The organism is Promineifilum sp. (SeqCode) (genome assembly GCF_041918635.1).
GTDB lineage: Bacteria > Chloroflexota > Anaerolineae > Promineifilales > Promineifilaceae > Promineifilum.
On sequence record NZ_JAYRVJ010000284.1, the window covers coordinates 1 to 2479 of the forward strand.

A 2479-nucleotide genomic window follows, 5' to 3' on the forward strand; every position below is an offset into this window, starting at 1 on the left:
CGACGGCCGCCGGGGCCAGCAGCGCGCCCAGCGCGCGCCACGCCGAGACGCCGCGCAGCGACAGCGACAACCTTAGCCCGTCCCGCCGGAACAGCCCCAGCATGGCCAGCGCCGCCAGCCCCGGGGCCAGTTGCGGCAGCGTCACCGTCGCCCAACTTCGAGCAAAGCCGGTGGCCTCCTGTAGGCCGCCGAGCACTATCGTGAAGAGGAACGTCAGCACGTAGAACAGCGCCACTCGTTTGATCATAGTTGCCCTCCCGAGAGCAGATCGGCCAGACCGGCCGGTGTATAGTCGCCGCGACCAATGCGATCGGCGGCCAAATCGAGCCAGCGCAGATAGGCTGGCCCCAATGACAGGACGTACTCCAGCGTCAACATACTATAAAAAAACGCCTCGGGGCTTGGCGCGCGCGCTCGTCCCGCCATCGCCCCTTCATAGACCTGGCGGAACATGGCCAACTGCCCGCGAATCATCTCGCGCTGCCGCTCGATGATCGCCAGCGCGTCCTCCCGGTCGAGGTTGGCGGCGAAGAAGACCTGAATCAGGAACGGCTCGCGGTCGTCCGTCGGCGGCAGCGGCGTGGTCAGCCAGCGGCGCAACTCGGCCCGGCCCGCGTCGGTCAGATAGTAAGTGTGGCGGTCGCGCGGCCCGTCGCCATCGGCAGCGCGCTCGACCAGCCCCTCAGCCGCGGCCTGGGCCAGCGTTCGGTAAATCTGGCTCTGGTCAGCCGGCCAGAAGTGCTGCACCGAACCGTCGAACGCTTTCTTCAGATCGTAGCCCGACATAGGTCTATAAGATAGGAAGCCAAGAATGGCGTGTTTGAGGGACATGTCGCCTCTGGTTTAGTTAGATTGACGGCTATATAGGATTTGTCGTATGTGATAAGTCATATATTAGACGATAGGAGGGTGAATGTCAAGGGCAATCGACAAAGAGACGTTGACGGGGCGACGGCGAAGCCCACTGCCCGATACCAACCTTTTAGCCGTTCACCTGTCGGGACTGTCCTTCCCCCAGAGAAAACGTGACATTCGGCACTGGATTGACCCACCATCGCGGGTGTAAACTATCCATACGTCCGATCTTTTGGCCGTAATGGCACGGGCACCGAGAGCCGGCTGACCGCCAGTCAGCCAGAGGGAGCCACCCGCACCGTCGCTCAACGGGAAGGATGACAACATGCCAGGTCTACTGAGTCGCAAGGTTTGCCGCTCTGGCGCGGCTGGGCTGAGGCTAGGTTTGCTGCTGGTCATCCTGATAGGCGCGGTGGGCGCGGCGCGCGCTCAGCCAATTCGTCGCTCGCTACGACTCGCGCCGGCCGACCCTTCCGAAATCCACTATTTGCCAATCGTCGCATCCCCCGGCCGTGAAAGCGCGACGAGTTGCTCAGTCGCGGTCATGCCTGTCGGCGACTCCATCACCCACGGGTATGGCAGCCGCCAGCTGGTGGGCTACCGGCGGGAGCTATACCGGAGGCTGGTCAACGCGGGCTATGCCGTCAATTTCGTCGGCAGCCGCCAGGGTGGCCTGCTGTTCGATTTCGACCGCGACAACGAGGGCCATCCGGGTGTAGAGGCTTACTACATCCGCGATCACATGCCGGAGTACCTGCGCCAGAACCATCCCGACGTTGTCATGCTCCACATCGGCACCAATGGCATCTGGTACAAGAGCGCCGAAGCCATTGCCGGCGAGATCGATGGCATCTTGAGCGAGATTTACCGTTTCGACAGCGACACGATGGTCATCCTGGCGCGCATCATCAATCGCGTCAATCCCGACCATCTGGAGGCCAGAACGACGACGCTCAACGAGTTGATCCAACAGCTGGCCGATGCGCGCATCCGGGCGGGCGATCCGCTGGCTGTCGTTGATATGGAGCATGCGCTCATTTACACTGCCGTGGATGGCGGCGGTCAAGAACTCCTCGTCGATATGTATGATTCGCTGCATCCCAACGAGGCAGGCTATCAGAAGATGGTCGCGGTATGGGATACCGCGCTACAGAGTCACCTGCGCCGCTACTGCGCGAGCGAGCGCGCCCCACGTCTGACTTCATCACCGCCCGCCACGGCTCTCGTCCACATCCCTTACCGCTATCGCGTCGAGGCATCGGGCAATCCGGCGCCTATCTTCTCGCTCCGGCAATCGCCGGCCGGTATGACGATTGACCCCCATACCGGCCTGATCGCCTGGTCGCCGGCGACCGCCGGCAACTTCACCGTCATGGTCGAGGCGGCCAATGGCGTTTCTCCGCCCGCCGCACAGGCATTGACTATCCACGTCGCCGCGACGAGCGCCTGTCCGGCCGAGACGGCGGTCTATTACCATCTGGACGAAGTAGCGCCTCCCTTTGCCGACGCCCTGGGCGGCCCGTCCGCGCAATGCGGCAGTTGCCCAAGCTCGGCCGGCGGCCAGGTCAACCGGGCGCTGTGGTTCGATGGGGCCGGCAGCGGCCTGACGGTGGCCGCCGGCGGC

3 protein-coding genes are annotated in these 2479 nt (G+C 63.6%); 1 reads left to right on the forward strand and 2 read right to left on the reverse strand.

The features are described from left to right. Together ACE3UY_RS09330 and ACE3UY_RS09335 are read right to left on the reverse strand one after the other, a co-directional pair. On the reverse strand, positions 1 to 247 hold a 247-nt coding region (locus tag ACE3UY_RS09330; RefSeq protein ID WP_374687271.1), incomplete at its 3' end, for a hypothetical protein. Next, positions 244 to 831 carry a PadR family transcriptional regulator gene (locus ACE3UY_RS09335; protein ID WP_374687272.1) on the reverse strand — a complete coding sequence of 196 codons (588 nt, stop codon included), beginning with the start codon at positions 829 to 831 and terminating at the stop codon, positions 244 to 246. The genes ACE3UY_RS09335 and ACE3UY_RS09330, both read right to left, overlap by 4 nt. Positions 832 to 1180: 349 nt before the next feature. On the opposite strand from ACE3UY_RS09335, the gene ACE3UY_RS09340 reads away from it, so the two are divergent. Then, a partial coding sequence (locus ACE3UY_RS09340; RefSeq protein ID WP_374687273.1) for a GDSL-type esterase/lipase family protein occupies positions 1181 to 2479 on the forward strand: 1299 nt, incomplete at its 3' end.

Excerpts from the sequence above, each read along its gene's own strand:
- ACE3UY_RS09335 (WP_374687272.1), bottom strand. The coding sequence starts at position 831 with ATGTCCCTCAAACACGCCATTCTTGGCTTCCTATCTTATAGACCTATG.